19 protein-coding genes are annotated in these 18,350 nt (G+C 68.3%); 8 read left to right on the forward strand and 11 right to left on the reverse strand.

Going from position 1 to position 18,350, the window contains the following annotated elements:
* Positions 1-32: 32 nt before the first annotated feature.
* Positions 33-923 carry a CPBP family intramembrane glutamic endopeptidase gene (locus tag CHB86_RS13275; protein ID WP_176442867.1) on the reverse strand — a complete coding sequence of 297 codons (891 nt, stop codon included), beginning with the start codon at positions 921-923 and terminating at the stop codon, positions 33-35.
* A 138-nt stretch (positions 924-1,061) separates the two neighbouring features.
* Here CHB86_RS13275 and ilvD point away from each other — a divergent pair, with 138 nt between their 5' ends.
* The 5 genes from ilvD to CHB86_RS13300 all read left to right on the forward strand — a co-directional run bounded on the left by ilvD (position 1,062) and on the right by CHB86_RS13300 (position 7,483).
* Positions 1,062-2,795 carry a dihydroxy-acid dehydratase gene (gene ilvD / locus CHB86_RS13280; protein ID WP_089233526.1) on the forward strand — a complete coding sequence of 578 codons (1,734 nt, stop codon included), beginning with the start codon at positions 1,062-1,064 and terminating at the stop codon, positions 2,793-2,795.
* Complete coding sequence (locus CHB86_RS13285) at positions 2,776-3,426, forward strand: hypothetical protein (RefSeq protein ID WP_141134894.1); 651 nt, start codon at positions 2,776-2,778, stop codon at positions 3,424-3,426. Before ilvD ends, CHB86_RS13285 begins: the two co-directional genes overlap by 20 nt.
* 130 nt (positions 3,427-3,556) lie before the next feature.
* On the forward strand, positions 3,557-4,201 hold the full coding sequence (locus CHB86_RS13290) for a DUF6478 family protein (protein WP_089233528.1): 645 nt from the start codon (positions 3,557-3,559) through the stop codon (positions 4,199-4,201).
* A 90-nt stretch (positions 4,202-4,291) separates the two neighbouring features.
* Positions 4,292-6,316 (forward strand): FAD-dependent oxidoreductase, encoded by a 2,025-nt coding sequence (locus tag CHB86_RS13295; protein WP_089233529.1) that lies wholly within the window; start codon positions 4,292-4,294, stop codon positions 6,314-6,316.
* Between the two features lie 261 nt (positions 6,317-6,577).
* The gene (locus tag CHB86_RS13300; RefSeq protein ID WP_089233530.1) at positions 6,578-7,483 is read left to right on the forward strand and encodes a LysR family transcriptional regulator; all 906 of its coding nucleotides are present in this window, start codon (positions 6,578-6,580) and stop codon (positions 7,481-7,483) included.
* Positions 7,484-7,664: 181 nt separating this feature from the next.
* Here CHB86_RS13300 and CHB86_RS13305 read toward each other — a convergent pair whose 3' ends face one another.
* Genes CHB86_RS13305 through CHB86_RS13320 form a run of 4 tightly spaced genes read right to left on the reverse strand, consistent with a single transcriptional unit; the run spans position 7,665 to position 10,649 of the window.
* The gene (locus CHB86_RS13305; RefSeq protein ID WP_089233531.1) at positions 7,665-8,618 is read right to left on the reverse strand and encodes an OmpA family protein; all 954 of its coding nucleotides are present in this window, start codon (positions 8,616-8,618) and stop codon (positions 7,665-7,667) included.
* Complete coding sequence (locus CHB86_RS13310; RefSeq protein WP_089233532.1) at positions 8,615-9,181, reverse strand: peroxidase-related enzyme; 567 nt, start codon at positions 9,179-9,181, stop codon at positions 8,615-8,617. The genes CHB86_RS13305 and CHB86_RS13310 overlap by 4 nt, the downstream gene beginning before the upstream one ends.
* Before the next feature lie 26 nt (positions 9,182-9,207).
* A complete protein-coding gene (locus CHB86_RS13315) occupies positions 9,208-9,921 on the reverse strand; it encodes a GNAT family N-acetyltransferase (RefSeq protein WP_089233533.1) in 714 nt (237 codons plus the stop codon).
* Positions 9,918-10,649, reverse strand: coding sequence for a competence/damage-inducible protein A (locus CHB86_RS13320; RefSeq protein WP_089233534.1), 732 nt, complete (start codon positions 10,647-10,649; stop codon positions 9,918-9,920). Before CHB86_RS13320 ends, CHB86_RS13315 begins: the two co-directional genes overlap by 4 nt.
* A 49-nt stretch (positions 10,650-10,698) precedes the next feature.
* Between CHB86_RS13320 and sfsA the strand changes: the two genes are divergently transcribed.
* From sfsA to CHB86_RS13335, 3 genes are all read left to right on the forward strand, one after another.
* A complete protein-coding gene (gene sfsA, locus CHB86_RS13325) occupies positions 10,699-11,427 on the forward strand; it encodes a DNA/RNA nuclease SfsA (RefSeq protein ID WP_089233535.1) in 729 nt (242 codons plus the stop codon).
* A gap of 74 nt (positions 11,428-11,501) precedes the next feature.
* Complete coding sequence (map, locus tag CHB86_RS13330) at positions 11,502-12,311, forward strand: type I methionyl aminopeptidase (RefSeq protein ID WP_089233536.1); 810 nt, start codon at positions 11,502-11,504, stop codon at positions 12,309-12,311.
* Positions 12,312-12,458: 147 nt separating this feature from the next.
* Positions 12,459-13,520 carry a TRAP transporter substrate-binding protein gene (locus CHB86_RS13335; protein WP_089233537.1) on the forward strand — a complete coding sequence of 354 codons (1,062 nt, stop codon included), beginning with the start codon at positions 12,459-12,461 and terminating at the stop codon, positions 13,518-13,520.
* 148 nt (positions 13,521-13,668) lie between these two features.
* Here CHB86_RS13335 and rsmD read toward each other — a convergent pair whose 3' ends face one another.
* The 6 genes from rsmD to CHB86_RS13360 form a co-directional block, all read right to left on the reverse strand.
* On the reverse strand, positions 13,669-14,256 hold the full coding sequence (gene rsmD / locus CHB86_RS13340) for a 16S rRNA (guanine(966)-N(2))-methyltransferase RsmD (RefSeq protein ID WP_089233538.1): 588 nt from the start codon (positions 14,254-14,256) through the stop codon (positions 13,669-13,671).
* Positions 14,253-15,464 (reverse strand): NAD(P)/FAD-dependent oxidoreductase, encoded by a 1,212-nt coding sequence (locus CHB86_RS13345; RefSeq protein ID WP_089233539.1) that lies wholly within the window; start codon positions 15,462-15,464, stop codon positions 14,253-14,255. The genes rsmD and CHB86_RS13345 overlap by 4 nt, the downstream gene beginning before the upstream one ends.
* A gap of 103 nt (positions 15,465-15,567) precedes the next feature.
* Positions 15,568-15,852, reverse strand: a complete 285-nt coding sequence (locus CHB86_RS24900) for a 4a-hydroxytetrahydrobiopterin dehydratase (RefSeq protein WP_217898304.1) — start codon at positions 15,850-15,852, stop codon at positions 15,568-15,570.
* The gene (locus CHB86_RS24905) at positions 15,849-17,039 is read right to left on the reverse strand and encodes a GNAT family N-acetyltransferase (RefSeq protein ID WP_217898305.1); all 1,191 of its coding nucleotides are present in this window, start codon (positions 17,037-17,039) and stop codon (positions 15,849-15,851) included. Before CHB86_RS24905 ends, CHB86_RS24900 begins: the two co-directional genes overlap by 4 nt.
* A 53-nt stretch (positions 17,040-17,092) precedes the next feature.
* Positions 17,093-17,848: a glycerophosphodiester phosphodiesterase family protein gene (locus CHB86_RS13355; RefSeq protein ID WP_089233540.1), complete on the reverse strand. Its 756-nt coding sequence runs from the start codon at positions 17,846-17,848 to the stop codon at positions 17,093-17,095.
* Between the two features lie 30 nt (positions 17,849-17,878).
* Complete coding sequence (locus CHB86_RS13360) at positions 17,879-18,343, reverse strand: RidA family protein (RefSeq protein WP_089233541.1); 465 nt, start codon at positions 18,341-18,343, stop codon at positions 17,879-17,881.
* Between the last annotated feature and the right edge of the window lie 7 nt (positions 18,344-18,350).

Below are 18,350 nucleotides of genomic sequence, written 5' to 3' on the forward strand. Positions count from 1 at the left end.
GATGGCGGGTGCTGCAATCGGGTGGTTTTCGGTCAGACCTTGAGCGCCAGCCGCGCCGCCAGCCAGCAGCAGAACGTGGTCAGCAACTCCGGCAGCATCAGCGCCGCGATGGCGGGATCGTCGAGCCGGATCGGGATGTGCCAGAGCGCCAGGCCCGATCCCGGCCCGGCGACCGAGACCAGCAGGATGCTGGCGATGTTGTTGGCGGCGTGGAACCCGATGGCCGCACCGATTGCGCCGGTGCGAGCCGTCAGGTCGGAGGCCGCCAGCCCGAAACAGGTGGCCCAGAGCGCATAGAGCGGCGCATTTGGCCCGGCCGCGCCGGGAGCGAGGTGCAGCAGGCCGAAGGCGAGCGACGGTACGATCAGCCACAGCGGCAGGGTCGGGAACCGGGCGGCGAGCTGTTGTTGGAGGTAGCCGCGAAAGAACAGCTCCTCGGTGCCGGCCTGCACCAGGATCGCGGCAATCGAGACCGGCAACAGCAGCACCCAGGTGCCGCGCGGCATCGCCGTGTTGCGGACCGTCTCGTAATCCTGCGGCAGCACCACCCAGAGCAGCAGCAACAGCCCGCCGACCGTCAGCAGCACCCGCAGGAAATCGGAGACCACCGCCTCCCACGGGCCGAAGAGCGTCGCCGAGTGGCGGCCGTGCAGCGCATTGACCGCAAGGGCGAGCCCGACCGCGAAAAACCCGAAGGTGAACAGGGAATAGAGCGCCGCGAAGGCCGTCGCGTTGTTGCTGTCGGTGGCCTCGAGGATCGCATCCGTGGTCTCCAGACCCACCAGGTTCGACACCAGCGCGAAGCCCGCCTGGTAGAGCGCGATCCCCGCCACGACGGTCAGCACCGCACCGGCCAGGGTGCGCCACAGTTCGGGCGCTCCCCGCGCGGGCGCGACATAACTCAGGTGCGGTCGATAGCTCATCGGGCGTCCTTTCCCGCGAAGAGGTAGGCCGTCGGGCGACCCGGCGCAATCGCCCTGCCGGACTCCGCCGGCGCGAAGCACCTTGCTCCCTTTCGGCCCGGGGTCTATTCCAACCGGCAAGCCAGACAGGGGAAAGCCATGCTGAAGCGTCCGTACGACAAGTCCAAACTGCCCAGCCGCCATGTCACCGAAGGGCCGGCGCGGGCGCCGCACCGCTCCTATTACTACGCCATGGGGCTTTCCGAGGAAGAGATCGCGCAACCGTTCGTGGGCGTCGCGACCTGCTGGAACGAGGCCGCCCCCTGCAACATCGCGCTGAACCGGCAGGCGCAGGCGGTGAAGCTGGGCGTCAAGGCGGGCGACGGCACGCCGCGCGAGTTCACCACCATCACCGTCACCGACGGCATCGCGATGGGCCACGAGGGCATGCGCTCGTCGCTGGCCAGCCGCGAGGCGATCGCCGACACCGTTGAACTCACCATGCGCGGCCATGGCTACGACGCGCTCGTCGGCCTCGCCGGCTGCGACAAGTCCCTGCCGGGGATGATGATGGCGATGGTCCGGCTCAACGTGCCCTCCGTCTTCATCTACGGCGGTTCGATCATGCCGGGCCGCTTCGAGGGCCGCGACGTGACCGTTCAGGACGTGTTCGAGGCCGTCGGCCGCCACCAGGCCGGCGCCAACACCGACGAGGAACTGCGCGCGCTGGAAAAGGTCGCCTGCCCCTCCGCCGGCGCCTGCGGCGGCCAGTTCACCGCCAACACCATGGCCTGCGTCTCCGAGGCCATCGGCCTCGCGCTGCTCAACTCCTCCGGCGCCCCCGCGCCCTACGAAAGCCGCGACCAGTACGCCACCGCCTCCGGTGAAGCGGTGATGCAACTGCTGGAAAAGAACATCCGCGCCCGCGACGTGGTCACCCGCAAGAGCCTCGAGAACGCGGCGCGCATCGTCGCCTGCACCGGCGGATCGACGAACGCCGGCCTGCACCTGCCCGCGATCGCCCACGAGGCAGGGATCGATTTCGACCTCTTCGACGTCTGCGACATCTTCCATGACACGCCGTATTTCGTCGACCTGAAGCCGGGCGGACAGTACGTCGCCAAGGATCTCTACGAGGCCGGGGGCGTTCCGGTGGTGCTGAAGGAACTCCGCAAGGCGGGCCTGCTGCACGAGGATTGCATGACCGCTTCCGGAGAGACCATGGGCGAGGCGCTCGACCGGATCGAGGGCGAGGCCGACGGCAAAGTGATCTACCCGGTCGAGACCCCGCTCTCCCCCACCGGCGGTGTCGTGGGACTCAAGGGCAACCTGGCCCCCGAGGGCGCCATCGTGAAGGTTGCCGGTATGGAAGATGAACAGCGCGTCTTCACCGGCCCCGCCCGCGTGTTCGAATGCGAGGAAGAGGCGTTCGAGGCCGTCAAGGCGCGGGAGTACAAGGAAGGCGAAGTGATCGTCATCCGCAACGAAGGCCCCGCCGGCGGCCCCGGCATGCGCGAGATGCTCGCCACCACGGCCGCGCTCTCCGGTCAGGGCATGGGCAAGAAAGTGGCACTCATCACCGATGGCCGCTTCTCCGGCGCCACCCGCGGATTCTGTATCGGCCATGTCGGGCCGGAAGCCGCTCACGGCGGCCCGATTGCGTTGCTCCAGAACGGCGACATGATTACCATCGATGCCATCAAGGGCGAGATCTCGGTTGCGCTGAGCGACGAGGAACTCGCTGAACGCAAAAAGAGTTGGGCAGGACCGCGAGAGACCATTTACGCCACCGGCGCGCTGTGGAAATACGCGCAGCTTGTGGGTGGGGCAAGGCTCGGGGCCGTGACCCATCCGGGTGGCAAAGAAGAGCGGCATGTCTACATGGATCTTTAACCCTGCATTGTTCACGGCGGCGCTTTCGGGCGCCGCCATGTTGCTGATATCGGCCTGCACGACGCAGACCCCGGTCAGCCGCGCCGCGCCCACCGCGCCGGCGCTTCGAAAACTCCCCGTCCTCGACAACGCCGTGGTGATCGCAGCCCCTCCGGGCTATTGCATCGACATGTCCGGCAGTCGGTCGGAACGGCGCGACGCCTTCGTTCTGCTGGCCTCCTGCCGCGCGATCACCGGAGACGACGGTGCCCCCGCGCCATCCACGCCCGGCCTGCTGATGGCCAGCGTCGACGGCACCAACACCGCGGGGATGCCGCCGCAGGCGGAAATCGAGAAGTTCTTCGCCTCCTCCGTCGGGCGCTCCGCCCTGTCGCAGGAGGGCGATCCGGACGCGGTGACGCTCGGCGAAAGCCGTTTCCGGGACGGCACCTACATGATCAACGTCCGCGAGAGGGGCGGCTCGGAGGTTCTCGGCGCGCAAAGCTGGCGGGCGGTCTTCTCGGTCAACGGCCGCATGGTCACCGCGACCCTGCGGGAGGTCGCCGAGGCGCCGATCAACTCCAACGATGGCTTCCGCACCGTGGAACGCTTCGCCCGCGACATCCGCCGCGCCAGTCCTGCCGCACCCTGATCCCGCACGGGATTTGCAGAGCGCGCGGCTTTTCTCCTAGAAGGGTCGCAGGCAGGTCAACGGAGCGGTGGCGATGACAGGACAGGGGCGTGGGCCATCCGACCGGGCATACGCGGGGGAGCCGAGCGGCTTGCTGACAAGGCTGGGCCTCCGCGCCAGGGCGCGCACGCCCGTTGAGCGCATCGCAACCTCGGCGGACCTTCCCGGGTTCGAACGGCCGCTCTGCGCCGACTGGCTCTGGCGGCCGGACCTCTGGACCAGGCCCTGCCTCTCCGGCCCCGTCCCTGTCGAAGGCACGGGCCAGACGCTCGTGCCGGGCGTCTCCCTGTTCCACGACGCCACCGCAGCCTCCGCCACTATCGTCCAGACCGCGACGCCGGACGCCGACGCGCCGCACGGGCTTGCGATGGACGTGGGCGCCTTCGACGGCTCGTTCCTGTCGCTCGCGCTCGACCTGCCCGCCGGCGGGATCTCAGGGATCTCGCGCCGCCACCTGCTCGGCGTCTCCTTTCGCCTCGATGCGCCTCCGGCGGCCAAGGTCTTTGCCCGGTTCAACCTGAAGCACGGGCCGAACACCGAGACCCGGCTGCGCGAGTTGCCCGAGACCCGGGAGGCCACCGGGCGGATCCCGGTGGAATTCGACCTCGCCTATATCGAGATGAACGAGCGGCGCGTGACCGCCGCCTGGGTCGACGTGATCTTCCAGCAGCCCGCGCAGACGGGATTCCGGATCGACGACCTCGTGCTCTATCGCCGGCCGCGGGCGCAGCTCTGAGCCGGGCCCGGCCGCCCGAGGTCTGACGCCGCGTTGCGCGTGACATCTCCCCACGCGCCCGGCAGTCTCCCGCGGAACAGGGAGGATCACATGACCGCGTACCCACGTCTTCTGGCGCCGCTGGACCTTGGCTTCACGACGCTGCGCAACCGCGTGCTTATGGGCTCGATGCACACCGGGCTCGAGGAGACGAAGGACTGGAACCGCGTCGCGACCTTCTATGCCGAGCGGGCCGCGGGCGGCGTCGGGCTGATCGTGACGGGCGGCATGGCCCCCAACCGCGAGGGCGGCGTCTTTCCCGGCGCGGCAGGGCTCTTTACCGAGCAGGACATTTCCAACCACCGCATCGTGACCGACCGCGTGCACGAAAGCGGCGGCAAGATCGCGATGCAGATCCTGCACGCGGGCCGCTATGCCTACAGCCCCGACTGCGTCGCGCCGAGCCCGGTCAAGTCGCCGATCTCCCCCTTCCCGCCGAAGGAACTGGACGAGGCGGGTATCGAGAAGCAGATCGCCGACATCGCCACCGCCGCCGCCCGCGCCCGCGAGGCCGGCTATGACGGCGTCGAGGTGATGGGCTCCGAGGGTTACTTCCTCAACCAGTTCCTCGTGCGCCACACCAACAAGCGCACCGACCGCTGGGGCGGGTCCTACGAGAACCGGATGCGCCTGCCGGTCGAGGTCGTGCGCCGGGTGCGCGAGGCGGTGGGGCCGGACTTCATCGTGATCTATCGCCTGTCGATGATCGACCTGGTGCCCCAGGGCTCGACCTGGGACGAGGTGGTGATGCTGGCGAAGGCGGTCGAGGCCGCCGGCGCCACGATCATCAACACCGGCATCGGCTGGCACGAGGCGCGGATTCCGACCATCGCGACCTCGGTGCCGCGCCGCGCCTTCACCTGGGTGACGAAGAAGCTGATGGGCGAGGTCTCGATCCCCGTGGTCACCTCGAACCGTATCAACACGCCCGAGGTGGCGGAGCAGGTGCTCACCGATGGTTGCGCCGACATGGTCTCGATGGCGCGTCCCTTCCTTGCCGATGCCGACTTCGTCAACAAGGCCGCGGAAGGCCGGGCCGACGAGATCGCGCCCTGCATCGCCTGCAACCAGGCCTGCCTCGACCACACGTTCAGCGGCAAGCTGACCTCCTGCCTCGTCAACCCGCGCGCCTGCCACGAAACCGAACTCAGGATCGAGCCGGCCGCCGCGCAAAGGAGGATCGCCGTGGTCGGCGCGGGGCCGGCCGGGCTTTCCGCGGCGCTGACGGCAGCGGAGCGCGGCCACGCCGTGACGCTCTTCGACCGCGACAACCGCATCGGCGGGCAGCTCAACATGGCGAAGAAGGTCCCCGGCAAGGAGGAGTTCCACGGGCTCATTGCCTGGTTCGAAACCATGGTCGCGAAATCCGGCATCAACCTGCGGCTCGGCACCGAGGTTGCGCCGGAGATGCTGGACGGGTTCGACGAGATCATCATCGCCACCGGCGTCCGCCCCCGCGACCCCGGCATCCCGGGCGAGGAGGGCGCCAACGTGCTCGGCTATATCGACGTCCTGCGCGACGGAGCGGAGGTTGGCCGGAAGGTCGCCATCGTGGGTGCGGGCGGCATCGGCTTCGACGTCGCGCAGTTCCTGGCGCACGCGGGCGAAAGCGCCACCGAGAACCCGCCGCACTGGCGCAGCTTCTGGGGCGTGGGCGATCCGGAGGTCACGCCGGGCGGTCTCGCACCGGACGGGCCGCAGCCGGACCCGGCCGCCCGCGAGATCACCCTGCTTCAGCGCAAGGCCGAGCGGCCGGGCAAACGGCTGGGCAAGACCACAGGCTGGATCCACCGCGCCGAACTGCAGATGATGGGCGTGGCGATGCGCGGCGGCGTCGGCTATGACCGGATCACGCCCCAGGGGATCGAGGTCTCGTCGGCCGACGGAACTCAGCCATCGCTCATCGAGGCCGACACGGTCGTTCTCTGCGCCGGACAGGAATCGCAGCGCGACCTCGCCGACGCGCTGGAGGCCGCGGGGCGCAGCGTGCATGTGATCGGAGGCGCGGACGTTGCAGCGGAGCTCGACGCGAAACGCGCCATCGACCAGGGCACACGTCTGGCAGCGCGACTCTGACGCCGAAGGGGGCGTGACTGTTTCCGGATCGGAGCCTGTTCGAGATTTCCATTGCGTCAATTTAACGATTGAGGCAGCCCAACGCCGGAAAAATCTCCCCAATTTTAGGGAGTTGCGATATAGGAGTGGGCGGGCAGTGTTTCCACCGCCACAACGGTGCCGGAGAATTTCCTGACATTGTCGGCCCCTCGCCGCAGTCTTGCCGGAATTTCCCTCGATACCCGGAGCGTAATCAATGATGAGTTCATGAGGACCGCTGCTATGGATCGCCTGACCGAGATGGAAGCCTTCGCCACGGTAGTGGACCAGGGCGGATTCACGGACGCTGCCAAGAAGATGGGCATCTCCAAATCTGCGGTCTCCAAGCATGTTTCCTCCCTCGAAGCGCGCCTCGGCGCCCGGCTGCTCAACCGCACCACGCGGCGCGTCTCGCCCACCGAGATCGGCCTGGCCTATTACGATCGCGCCCGCCGGGTGTTGAACGATGCGGGCGAGGCCGACGCACTTGTAACCTCGATGCAATCCGCGCCCTCCGGTCTGCTCCGGATTTCGGTCGCGACGGATTTCGGGGTGAACCACCTGTCTCCGATTCTCGGCGAGTTCCTGCAGGAATTCCCCGAGATCACCGTCAACATGGTGCTCAACAATCGCTACGTGGAGCTGATCAGCGAGGGCTTCGACATGGCCGTGCGGATCGGCGAGCTGGAAGACAGCACGCTGCGCGCCCGCAAGCTGACCGAGACCACCAAGCGGATGATCGCGAGCCCGGCCTATTTCGAGCAATACGGCCGCCCGCAGAAGATCGACGACCTGAACGAGCACAAGCTGCTGCATTATTCCAACCAGTCCTCGGGCAACGTCTGGAAGCTCACCGCGCCGTCGGGCGAGAAGCGCCAGGTGCGCACCGCCGGCTGGCTGACGGTGAACGACGGCCAGTCGCTGCTGAACGCCGCGATCTCCGGGCTCGGCATCGCCTATCTGCCGAGCTTTCTCTATGCCGACGCGCTGAAGCAGGGCCTGGTTCAGGAGGCGATCCCGGATCTCCCGGTCGACCCGCTCGGCATCTATGCCGTCTATCCGCCGGGGCGCTTCACCCAGCCCAAGGTGCGCGCCTTCATCGATTTCCTGGTCCGGAGTTTCTCCGAAAAGGGCCCGGATATCTGGTAAGAGTTTTCCCCCACCTGGTCTCAAGCATCAGGACTGGCCGGAGCTTCCCGCTCCGGCCATTTTTTCTGGTGGAGGGGTATCGCTGCGTGGCGGGCGGGGGATTGCCCTCGGGCGGAGCCCTTTGGGCGGTGGCGCGCGTGCCGCGCGCGGGGCTGCGCCCCGATTGGCGCCTCGGGGCCTCTCAGTCCGGATCGGAGACGATAACCTCGACTCGCCGGTTGAGGGTCCGGCCGGCCTCGGTCGCGTTGCTGGCGAGCGGCGCGAGGAAGCCGACGCCCTCCGCCGCCATTCGCGACTCCGCAATGCCGTGGCGCTCCGACAGCCGCTGCAGAACCGCAAGCGCCCGCTTGCGCGAGAGCGCCACGTTGGCGGCCAGGGTGCCTTCGGCATCGGTATGGCCAACGAGGACGATCCCGCGCCCGGGATGCGCCGCGAGATAGGCGGCCAGTTCGTCGAGCGTCGCGAAGGGGCCTTCGGCCAGTTGCGACGAGCCGGTCTGGAACGTCAGGTCTCCCAGTACCGCGCGGCCCTTGGCCTCCAGATCCGAAACCAGCCGCCCAGCCGAGGCGGCGCCGTTGCCGACCGGTGGCGCCGGTCCGACCCCGACGGTCACGCCGGACAGAGCCCCCGCATCCTCTGGCCCCGCGGTGACGCGGGTGATCTGGACAAAGCCGCGAACGGCCGAGCGGCTGACCAGCAGGCTTACATGCTCTGGACCGACCTCCCCGTCGCGCCGCAGCAGGGTGTAGCGGAAATCGCCAAGGTCGACGTGCATCTCCGGCTCTGGGAACACCGCGATCACATAGCGGAAATCGAAGCCGCCGCAGGCCCGCGCCTCGCATTCGAAGACCGGCTCGAACCCTGCGTCGACAAGTTGATCCCGCAACGGCACGAGGATCTGAAGCGTGGTCAGGTCGGACGCTTGGATCTGCCAGGCCTGCCGGATGACCGCCCCTTCGGCACGCACCATCTCGACCCCGCCATCGACCCAACCGGCGACCGGCAGATCGGCGCTGCCCATCGCCTCGCTCTTCGACGCGGTGAGCCGGGCGGTGGCGGGCAGGGTCAGCTCCACCGCCTGCGCGGGCAGGGCAACGGCGCAGGCCGCGCAGAAGTGTAGCAGGAGCCGTCTCATCGGTTGCGGGCGTGGTAGTCCGGGTTGGGGCGCATGTCGACGGCCGAGGCGATGCGATTGCTCATGTTGAAGAAACCGGCGACCGAGGCGATGTCCCAGATATCGCGGTCCGTAAACCCCAACTCGCGGAGCGCCTGACGGTCTGCCTCCGTAACCTCGGCACTGGCGCGGGTGAGCTTCACCGCGAAATCGAGCATCGCGCGCTGGCGCGGCTCCAGGTCGGCGGTGCGATAGTTCATCACCATCCGCTCGCCCAGCTCCGGGTCGCCCGACAGCTCGCGCACCGCCTGCCCGTGAGCCACCTGGCAGTAATAGCAGCGGTTCTCGGAGGAGACGGCCACGGCGATCATCTCGCGCTCCAGCTTGCTCAGCCCGCTCTCGGCCAGCATCAGCACGTTGTACATGCCGATGAACGCGTCGAGGTGCTCGATGTCGAAGGCGTAGGCCCGGAGCACGTTCGGCACCAGCCCGAGTTTCTCCTCGCAGAGGTCGAAATAGGCCTGCGTGCGCTCCGGCAGCGGCTCAACCGGCGGCAGATCGAGCGCGGTTGGGGTGTCCGACATGAACGTTCCTCCCTCGGACCCGCGGGTTACCTGGTGCGGTAGTGGTACTCTTCCACAGCTTCCATGCCCAGCGAAGTATAAAGCGCGCGGGCCGGTGGGTTGGCCAGCGTGACGAGCACGGCCAACCATGCGGCCCCCTCGTCGCGGGCCCAGAGCGCGGCCGCCTGCATCAGGTGCCGGGCGACGCCCCTCCGGCGGTGTTCCTGCGCGACTTCCAGCGCATGCAGCATGGCGATATCGCCGTGGATCGCGACGAAGCCGGTGGCGGCGGGCTGATCCCCGGCGCGGCCAAGTAGCGACAGGCGCGGTCCCATGACCCTGTCCATCACCGCGAGCCGCGCGGGTCCGATGCCGCCCTTGGCCCAGATCTCGGCCTGAACCTGCATCGGCGGCCAGGCCACGTGAAAGGCGGTAACCGGCGGCGGCGCCTTGGCGAGCCGCTCCACCGGGCAGGCCAGCAGCACGACCGGGTCCTTCACCCGGTAGCCGGCCGCCTCCAACCGTGCGTCGAGCGCCTCTTCCCCTGGACGGACCATGACCAGCGGATCCTGCCCCAGTCCGGCCTGCGCCGCCTCCATCGCCGCAATCTCCGGCGCGTCGCCCGCGGCCGTGGCGGCAGACACCCGGTTGCCACCACCCGCGCCCTCCCTCAGGCGCCATCCGTCGATGTCGATGTAGCGGGCGGCAGGCCAGGTCGCGTCTATGGTGGAAAAGAGCGCCTCGCGTTCCGGTCTGCTCACCGAACGGCCTCGGGGAAGAGCTCGGCCAGATCCGACATAGCGGCGTCGACCCGGCCGGGTTCCGTGCCGCGGATGACGATGTTTGTGCCGAAGATCCCCTCGCGTGAAAATGGGTAGGACCCGATGGAGAGGTCGGAATACTCCGTCGCCAGCTTGCCAAGCGGCCCGGCGACCTCGCCTTCCGGCCGATGTATGGTGAGCGATTGCGACAGCAGCGGCGCCCCGCCCACCAGCGTCGGCAGAACCCCGGCGACCATCGCCTCGAAGACGGTCGGAACACCGGCCATCACGTGGACATTGCCGATGGTGAAGCCGGGGGCCGCGCTGATCGGGTTGTCGATCAGGGTGGCGCCGTCGGGGATGCGGGCCATCCGCAGCCGGGCCTCGTTCAGCTCGTTGCCGCGCGCCTCGGCAAAGGCGGCGAGCCGGTCCCGCGCCTCGGGATGCACGCCGATGGTCACCCCGAAGGCGGCGGCGATGCAATCGGCGGTGATGTCGTCATGAGTCGGGCCGATGCCGCCGGAGGTGAACACCGAATCATAGGCTTTCGACAGCGCGCGGACGGCAGCGACGATGGCTTCGCTGTCATCGGGAACGACCCGGACCTCGGCCAACCGGATGCCCCGCTTGGTCAGTTCGCCGGCGAGGAAGTGCATGTTCGAATCGCGGGTGCGCCCCGAGAGGATCTCGTCGCCGATCACCAGCATTGCGGCGGTGGGATTGGGCATCGATTCTCTCCTTCTTGTCGGGCCTCGTATTGGGGTATAGGCCCGCACCATGCGCTTTCAAACCCCGCTCGTACCCGCCCGGCTGCTTCGCCGCTACAAACGGTTTCTGGCCGACGTCGTGCTGGAAGACACCGGCGAGCAGGTGGTTGTCCATTGCCCGAACCCCGGCTCCATGATGGGTCTGCAGGACGACGGCATGCGGATCTGGGTGGAGCCCAACGACGATCCCCGAAAGAAGCTCAAGTTCGGCTGGCGGCTGGCGGAGCTGCCTGGCGGGCACTGGGCCGGGATCGACACCGCAGTGCCGAACCGCGTGGTCCGTGAGGCGCTGGAGGCGCGCGCCATCCCCGCGCTCGCCGCCTATTCACAGGTCCGCCCCGAGGTACGCTATGGCGAGGGAAGCCGGGTGGATTTCCTGCTGAACGAACCCGGGCTTCCCGACGCATGGGTCGAGGTGAAGAACGTCCACCTGCGGCGCACCGACGACTGGGCGGAATTCCCCGACAGCGTCACCGCCCGCGGCGCGAAACACTTGCGGGAACTGTCCCGCATGGTCGCCTCCGGGGACCGCGCGGTGATGCTCTATCTGGTGCAACGCACGGATTGCGCCCGCTTCCGGCTGGCCGGCGATCTGGACCCTGCCTATGCCGCCGCCTTCGACGCCGCCCGCGCCGCCGGGGTGGAAGCGATCTGCCATGGCACGGTGATCGACAGGGCCGGTGTCAGGATCGGCGAACCGCTGCCGGTGGATACGCGCCCGCAAGCCGCAGAAGCCTGACCCGTGTTCTGGCATTTCCCCGGCAACGTCCTTATGTTGGCGGCAAGCAAAACCAACCAGACGAGACCCGCGACGTGGACGAGACCCGCACCCGGCTGACCAGAGATGGCATCCGCTTGCATGAGGCAAGTGATTTCGAAGGCATGCGCGCAGCCGGCCGGCTCGCGGCGGACATCCTTGACAGGGTTGCGCCCCTGGTGGTGCCCGGCGCGACGACGGCGGAGATCGACAAGGCCGTCGAGGACATGGTCGTCCAGGCCGGGGCGACCTCGGCCACGATCGGCTACAAAGGTTACCAGCACGCGACCTGCATCAGCGTGAACCACGTCGTCTGCCACGGCATTCCCAGCGACAAGAAGCTTCGCGAGGGCGACATCCTAAACATCGACGTGACCGTCATCGTCGATGGATGGTTCGGCGACACCAGCCGCATGTACGTCGCCGGCAAGCTGCCCCGAAAGGCGGAACGGCTGGTCCAGGTCACCCATGACGCGCTCTTCAAGGGCATCGAGGCCGTCCGCCCCGGCAACACCTTCGGCGACATCGGCCACGCCATCCAGACCTACGTGGAAGCGCACCGGATGAGCGTGGTGCGCGACTTCTGCGGCCACGGTCTCGGCCAGGTGTTTCACGCGCCGCCCAACGTGCTGCACTACGGGCGCCCGGGCACCGGCCCGGTCCTCGAAGAAGGCATGTTCTTCACGATCGAGCCGATGGTGAACCTCGGCCGCCCCGAGACCAAGGTGCTCTCCGACGACTGGACGGCCGTCACCCGCGACAAGTCGCTCTCCGCGCAGTTCGAGCATTCGATCGGCGTGACGGCGGACGGCTGCGAGATCTTCACCCTCTCTCCCGCCAACCGGTTCCACCCGACCTGGGAATAACGCCCCGGATCGGAACGCAGGTTTCCGATAGGTCAATCAAACCGGGAAAATGGTCCGCGCCGTGGGCGTTTGCATGTCCCGAGGCCGGTTGTCGCCCCTCCGACCGTTTTGTATGCCACTGCGAGCGCTTCATAAGGAGCGCCATGGATGACATCACGACAGGAGATCCGTCTCGTGCCCATCACCCTACGCAGCCTCGCCCTCGCGGCAGGCCTCGCCTCCCTGGCCGGCCTCGCCACTGCGCAGGAGGTGACGTTGCGCTTCCAGCACTTCGTCTCCCCCAAATCCGCCAACCCGACCTATTTCATGGATCCATGGGTCAAGGCGATCGAGGAGCAGTCGGGAGGGCGCATCAAGGTCGAGCTCTATCCGGCGATGGCTCTCGGCGGCAAGGCGCAGAGCCAGTACGACCTGATCCGCGACGGCGTGATCGACGGCGGCTGGGTGATCCCCGGCTACCAGCCCGGCCGCTTCCCGGAAGCGGAGGCGCTGGAACTGCCGTTCATGATGCCGAAGTCCGGCGAGGTTGCCTCCGTCGCCGCCTGGAACTTCACCCAGAAGCACCTGATGGACGATTTCGCCGACGTGCACCTGATCGCCGCCCACATGCACGGCCCGGGGCTGGTCCACAAGAAGGGTCCGGCGATCACCTCGGTCGAGGATTTCGACGGCCTCAAGCTGCGCGGCCCGTCGCGCCCGGCGACTCTGTTGCTGGAGAAACTCGGCGCGACGCCGGTCGGCATGCCGGTACCCGGCTTCCCCGAGGCGCTGGCCAAGGGCGTGCTCGACGGCGGCGTGATCACCTGGGAGATGTCGCCTTCTCTCAAGCTGGACGAACTGACCGACAGCCACACCGACGTCGCGGGCGACCGGGCGCTCTACAACCTCTACTTCATCTGGGCGATGAACAAGGCGAAGTACGAGAGCCTGCCCGATGACCTGAAGGCGGTGATCGACGCCAACTCCGGCCTGATGGCCTCGGCCTGGGCCGGCAAGGCGCATGACACCGGCGACGTGGAGGGGCGCGACGCCATGGCCGCGGCCGGCAACGAGATCGGCGAGATCAGCGCCGAGGAAACCGACCGCATCGAGGCGCTCGGCGAGGACGTCACCGCCGAGTGGATCGCGGAAGTCACCGCCCGCGGCCTGGACGGCGCGGCGCTGGTCGAGGACGCCCGCGCCATGGTCGCGGCTGCGGTGGAGCAGTAACGGCTCCGGTCTCCTCGCGGACCCTCTTCAGGCAGCACCAAGTATCCGGTGCTGGAACAAGGGTATTTGAGCCAAGAAGACGACGCGCCGTTTCGCTTGTCTTCTTGGCGAAAATACCTCTTTCCCCAAGTTCAGTGGCAGCGCACCGTCAGCTTTCGGACGTAGCGCTGCCCACACGCTCCGGGCCGCGCAGCAGCGTGACATGGGTGTCGCCCCAGTTGCGGCGATCCTCCAGTTCGAAGCCCTCCGGCGGGTCCATCGGGGCGTTCTCTTCCCAGACCACCAGGGCGCCAGATGCAAGCCAGCCGCCGGCCAGCGCCGAAGCGATGGCGCGTTCGCCCAGGCCCTTGCCGTAGGGCGGGTCGAGAAACACCAGATCGAAGGCCGGGCCGCGCGCTTCTCCGAGCCGTGTCGCGTCGCGGCGGAAGACCTTGGTCACCCCCTGTGCGCGCATCTTCTCGATATTCTCCCGCAGCAACGCGCGCGCTTTTCCGCCGTCGTCGACAAAGGTCACGTGCGACGCCCCGCGCGACAGGGCTTCCAGCCCGAGCGCACCGGTCCCCGCGAAGAGATCCAGCACGCGGGCGTCCTCCACCGGGTCGCCATGGCTGTGGGCGAGCAGATTGAACAGGCTCTCGCGCACCCGGTCCGAGGTCGGGCGCAGATGCGCGGCCGTATCCCCCTTCCCCACCGACGCGAGCGCGAGCCCGCGGTTCCGTCCGGCGATGATCCTCATGCCTTCATCAGGTCCTTCAGGTCAGTGGCCGGGTCCGCGATGGCGGCCGGGTCGGCGGATCTGCCGGCATCGATCAGGCGCTTGCCAACCATGTAGGAGCGCGGATCGTTCATCGCGTCCACGGCGAGCAGTCTCGCGCCCGCGAAATACCAGTGCGAGACCACGCCATCGCGCTCGCCGCGGCGAATGACGACCCGGTCGTAGCCGGTGTTGAGCCCCGCGATCTGGAGTTTCACGTCGTATTGATCCGACCAGAACCAGACCTTCGGGTCATAGGCCTCCTGCGCACCCAGCATGTTGCGCGCCACGAGTTCGGCCTGGTCGATGGCGTTCTGCACGCTTTCCAGCCGGATCCGGCCGTCGCGCCAGGGGAAGGACGCGCAATCGCCCGCGGCCCAGACGCTGGCGTCGGAGGTGCGGCCCTGCGCGTCCACCGCGATGCCGTTGTCGACCGTCAGCCCCGCGGCTTCCGCCAGCTCGGTGGCCGGGCTGATGCCGATGCCGACGATCACCATGTCCACCGTCAGGTCCGTGCCGTCGGTCAGGCGCGCGCCGGTGACACGATCCTCTCCCGTGAGCCGCTCCAGCCCCACGCCTTCGCGCAGGTCGACGCCATGACCGCGGTGGAGCGCCCGGAAGTAATCGGAGGTCTCGGGCGCGGCGACGCGTTGCAGGATCCGGTCGGCCATCTCGACCAGCGTCACGTCCAGCCCCAGCTTCGAGGCCACCGCCGCGGCTTCGAGCCCGATGTAGCCGCCGCCGACGATCAGCGCCCGTGCGCCGGGGCGGATCTCGGTGGCGATCCGGTCCACGTCGCGCAGGGTACGGACCACGTGCACACCCCCAAGAAGCCCGCCGACCGCCGGCGGCAGGCGCCGCGGGATGGAGCCGGTGGTCAGAGCAAGCTGGTCGTAGGCGAGCGTCTCCCCGCCGAGCACCAGCGTTCTGTCCGCAAGGTCGATCGCGTCGACCCGGCGGTCGGTAAGCAGCGTGATGTCGTTCTCGGCATAGAAGGCCTCGGGACGCAGGTAGAGGCGCTCCAGCTCCATCTCGCCAAGAAGGTACTTCTTGGAGAGCGGCGGGCGCTGGTAAGGCGGCGCATGCTCCTCGCCGATCAGCGTCAGCTTGCCGGTGAACCCTTCCGCCCGGAGCTTGGCCACGAGCGAGGAGCCGGCCTGACCGGCCCCGACGACGACAATACCCGACATGGGCTCCTCCTTGGACTGGCGTGATCGCGCGCGCACCCTATCGCCGCCGGGCGGCGAAAGGCAATTGGTGACGCGGGCAGCGCCCGGCCGTCCGGGGGTGGGATCAGCCGGCCAGTTGGTCCATCGCCTCGGCGAGCTTGCGGTCCCGCTCGGTCAGCCCACCGGCGTCATGGGTGGTCAGCCGCACCTCGACCGTGCGGTAGACATTGCTCCACTCGGGATGGTGGTTCAGCTTCTCGGCGTGGATCGCCACGCGGGTCATCCAGCCGAAGGCCTCGACGAAATCGGCGAAGCGGAAGCTTCGGGTGATCGCCTTGCCGCCCTCTTCCAGGGTCCAGCCCGCGTCGCGGAGCCGCTCCAGTGCGGCGGGTTCGATGGTATCGGTCAATCGTGGTCCTCCCCGGTTCGCCTGAACGGGCCATAGCTCGTCAGGATCTCGATTTCCTCGTCGACGGCACGCGCCTCGGCCTTCAGGAACTCGGCAATGGCGCGGGCAAAGCCCGGGTCCGCCGCCCAGTGCAGCGAATGGGTGGTCACCGGCAGGTAGCCGCGCGCCAGCTTGTGCTCGCCCTGCGCCCCGGCCTCCACGGTCTCCAGGCCGTGGGCGATCGCGTAGTCGATGGCCTGATAATAGCACGCCTCGAAATGCAGGCAGGGGTGCCGTTCGAGGGCGCCCCAGTAACGGCCGTAGAGCGCGCGCCGGCCGATGAAGTTGAGCGCGCCTGCGACGTTGAACCCCTCCCGTTCGGCGAGCACGAGCAGGATGTCGTCGCGCAGGGTCTCGTGGGCGATCTCGAAGAACGCGCGGGTCAGGTAGGGTCGGCCCCATTTGCGGCTGCCGGTGTCCTGGTAGAAAACCCAGAAATCGTCCCAGTGATGCGGTTCGATCTCGTCGCCGGTGAGCGCCCGGATGTGCCCGCCGAAGCCCTGCGCGGTCGCGCGCTCCTTGCGGATGTTCTTGCGCTTGCGGGAGGAAAGCGCGGCGAGGAAGCCGTCGAAATCCTCGTAGCCGGCGTTCTCCCAGTGAAACTGCTGGCTGATGCGGTGCATCAGGCCCATCTGCCGACCCGCCGCCGCCTCGTCGGCGGTGCAGAAGGTCGCGTGCAAGGTGGAGACGCCGTTGTCGGCGGCAAGCTTCACCGCGCCCTGGACCAAGGCGCCCATGCCGATCTGCTCGAACCCCGGCCGGACGAGGAAACGCCGGCCCGTGGCCGGAGTGAACGGCACCGCGATCTGCAGTTTGGGGTAGTAATCGCCGCCGGCGTTCTCGTAGGCCTGCGCCCAGGAATGATCGAAGATGTATTCGCCCTGGCTGTGCTGCTTGGCGTAGAGCGGCGCGCAGGCGATCATCTCGCCGTCGAGCCGAGCCACGAGATAGGAGGGCTGCCAGCCGGTGCCGGGACCGACCGAGCCGCTGTCTTCCAGAGCCGTGAGGAACCGATGCGTGGTGAAGGGGTCGAGCGGGCGGAATCCGTCGGCCGCCTCGGGGCAGGCGCAGGCGTCCCACTCGGCCGCCGGGATCACGGCGAGCGAGGGGAGGACCTGTATCTCGATGGCGGTCTCGGACTGGCTCATGGCGCCTTTCGGATCTGGTTGCGGCCCTACACTTGGCGCTGGCCGGGCCGGGATCAAGCCGCCATGTAACCCTCGAAGGTCACGTTGTCGGCAAGCCGGCGCGCCTCCATCTCGGCCTCGGCCGAGCGGATCGTCCAGCATAGCACCGGCATGCCGCGCGCCCGCACCGCCTCGACGGCGGGATTGCCCAGATCGCGGGCGTGGTGGCTGATGAAGCTGGCGCCTGCCGCATCGAAATCGGCGATCCGGGCCAGCCGGGTCCGGGTTGCCTCGGACACCGCGGGCCAATCCGCCGCCTCGAAAGCGCAGGTCGTCAGGCCCCGTGTCGATTCCGGCGCATGGGCGGCGAAGGCGATCATGGAGTGGGGGTTGAAGGACATGAAGGCGATGGGGCCGGAATAGCCCTTCGCGACCTCCGCGACCGCTTCCTCCAGGGGACCGACGTCGGGCCCGAGCGCGCCGTCCTGGTCCTTGATCTCGACCAGCAGGGGCACCTGCCCGGCGACCAGGTCGAGGATCTCGGCGAAGGTCGGAATCCCCTCCTCGCCGCCGAGAAGGCCGATCTTGCCGAGTTCGGTGGCGCTGCGCTCCCGAAGCAGGCCGTGCTCGCCGGTCAGCCGCTTCAGGTCGTCGTCGTGAAACACCATCGGCTGCCCGTCAGACGACCGCTGCAGATCGATCTCGATCCCGTAATTCCCGGCGATCGCGGCGCGCACGGCGGCGCGGGAATTCTCCGGCCGGCCGGCCGCGCGGTCATGGAGCGCCCGGTGCGCGATCGGGCGTGAAAGGAAATCCGCATGGAGCGTCATGGCGGGCCTGCCTGTGATGGTTTGCCTGGGTCAGCCGATCTGGAAGATCGCCTCGATCTCGACCGCCACGCCCAGGGGCAGGGCCGCCGCCGAGACCGCGGACCGGGAGTGACGGCCGGCGTCGCCAAGCGCCTCGACGAGGAAGTCCGACGCCCCGTTCACGACCTTGGGCTGATCGGTGAAATCGGACGTGGAATTGACGAAACCGGTCAGTTTGACCACCCGTTTCAGTCGGTCGAGGTCGCCGCCGCAGGCGGCCTTGCACTGGGCGAGGAGCGAGAGCGCGCAGAGCTTGGCCGCAGCCGCGCCCTCCGGCACGCCCATGTCGGCGCCGAGCTTGCCGGTGACGAGCCCGTCGGGTCCGGCGCTGATCTGGCCGGAGACGAAGACGAGGTCTCCGACCACCACGTAGGGCACGTAGTTCGCCGCCGGAGCGGGCGCGTCGGGAAGGGTCACGCCGAGTTCGGCGAGGCGGGTTTCGATGACGCCTGGCATGGGCATC

This window comes from Tropicimonas sediminicola, from assembly GCF_900188335.1.
GTDB lineage: Bacteria > Pseudomonadota > Alphaproteobacteria > Rhodobacterales > Rhodobacteraceae > Tropicimonas > Tropicimonas sediminicola.

Bases quoted from the DNA above. Each gene is read 5' to 3' on its own strand.
- CHB86_RS13275 (WP_176442867.1), bottom strand. From the start codon at position 923: ATGAGCTATCGACCGCACCTGAGTTATGTCGCGCCCGCGCGGGGAGCG.
- ilvD (WP_089233526.1), top strand. From the start codon at position 1,062: ATGCTGAAGCGTCCGTACGACAAGTCCAAACTGCCCAGCCGCCATGTC.
- CHB86_RS13285 (WP_141134894.1), top strand. From the start codon at position 2,776: ATGTCTACATGGATCTTTAACCCTGCATTGTTCACGGCGGCGCTTTCG.
- CHB86_RS13295 (WP_089233529.1), top strand. From the start codon at position 4,292: ATGACCGCGTACCCACGTCTTCTGGCGCCGCTGGACCTTGGCTTCACG.
- CHB86_RS13300 (WP_089233530.1), top strand. From the start codon at position 6,578: ATGGATCGCCTGACCGAGATGGAAGCCTTCGCCACGGTAGTGGACCAG.
- CHB86_RS13305 (WP_089233531.1), bottom strand. From the start codon at position 8,618: ATGAGACGGCTCCTGCTACACTTCTGCGCGGCCTGCGCCGTTGCCCTG.
- CHB86_RS13310 (WP_089233532.1), bottom strand. From the start codon at position 9,181: ATGTCGGACACCCCAACCGCGCTCGATCTGCCGCCGGTTGAGCCGCTG.
- CHB86_RS13320 (WP_089233534.1), bottom strand. From the start codon at position 10,649: ATGCCCAATCCCACCGCCGCAATGCTGGTGATCGGCGACGAGATCCTC.
- sfsA (WP_089233535.1), top strand. From the start codon at position 10,699: ATGCGCTTTCAAACCCCGCTCGTACCCGCCCGGCTGCTTCGCCGCTAC.
- CHB86_RS13335 (WP_089233537.1), top strand. From the start codon at position 12,459: ATGACATCACGACAGGAGATCCGTCTCGTGCCCATCACCCTACGCAGC.
- rsmD (WP_089233538.1), bottom strand. From the start codon at position 14,256: ATGAGGATCATCGCCGGACGGAACCGCGGGCTCGCGCTCGCGTCGGTG.
- CHB86_RS13345 (WP_089233539.1), bottom strand. From the start codon at position 15,464: ATGTCGGGTATTGTCGTCGTCGGGGCCGGTCAGGCCGGCTCCTCGCTC.
- CHB86_RS24905 (WP_217898305.1), bottom strand. From the start codon at position 17,039: ATGAGCCAGTCCGAGACCGCCATCGAGATACAGGTCCTCCCCTCGCTC.
- CHB86_RS13355 (WP_089233540.1), bottom strand. From the start codon at position 17,848: ATGACGCTCCATGCGGATTTCCTTTCACGCCCGATCGCGCACCGGGCG.
- CHB86_RS13360 (WP_089233541.1), bottom strand. From the start codon at position 18,343: ATGCCAGGCGTCATCGAAACCCGCCTCGCCGAACTCGGCGTGACCCTT.